The organism is Mycobacterium sp. E342 (genome assembly GCF_001667665.1).
Taxonomy (GTDB): domain Bacteria; phylum Actinomycetota; class Actinomycetes; order Mycobacteriales; family Mycobacteriaceae; genus Mycobacterium.
Map to the genome: position 1 here is coordinate 1 of NZ_LZJM01000265.1, position 874 is coordinate 874.

At 60.8% G+C, this 874-nt stretch carries 1 protein-coding gene; it reads left to right on the forward strand.

Annotated features, from left to right (window positions below; genetic code table 11):
* A partial coding sequence (locus A5692_RS20845; RefSeq protein WP_231984391.1) for a sensor domain-containing protein occupies positions 1–443 on the forward strand: 443 nt, incomplete at its 5' end.
* Positions 444–874 lie beyond the last annotated feature (431 nt).

The window sequence follows — 874 nt, forward strand, 5'->3', positions numbered from 1 at the left end:
ACCCCGAGTGCGAACCGCTGATCGCGCCAGACACGTACTCGGTGGGGGTGGCTTACACCGCGTGGCGGAGCAATCTCTACAAAGAGGACAAGGACACGTACGAGCATGCGGTCCGTCAAGCCGTTGCGACGGTCGTCGATTCCAAAGCAGCGACGGTGTTGCTTGGCAACGCTTTTGCCAAGCGTCTCGACGCCTGCAGCAATGCCGTCATCCACCTGAGCGGCAAATATCGATGGAGATTCCAGAAGACCGACGCGACCGATACGGGAGTGCGGTGGACGGGAACGGAACTAGAGGACGGGCAGATCACCGGCTGGGTCTGCGCCAGCGAGGCGCGCGCGAAGAACAATGTGATCATCACTGCGCAGGTGTGCCAATACGGCAATGGCGCTCCGGCCACCGCGACAATTCTGGACAAGATGTCGGAGAAGATACCCCGATAGACCCGGGAGAATCGGAATACTTTGTGCAGGATCCGGGACTAGCGGGCGTGGCCATCGCTTGGCCGCCCGAGGGCGAGCTGACAGCTGCGGGACTATCGGGTGTGGCCAGCGGTTCTCCGCCCCAGCCGGGGTCGCAACGCGCGATCTGCGGACATGGAAGAGACGGATCGGAGCGCGCCACCGTGTCGCCCAGGCCGCCGGATACCGCGGTGAGCGCTCCGGCGATCGCTGCTCCTGCGGCCAAACGTGTCAATTTCGACATGAGTGAGATTCCAATCGAGCTGAACCGATAAGGGGTGAGGTCCTAAAAGTCAACGAGGTACGGTTGTTAAAACCTCAGCAGTCCTGTCATGGTACTCCTCCCGGATCCTGCACAAAGTATTCCGATTCTCCCGGGTCTATCGGGGTATCTTCTCCGACATCTTGTCCAG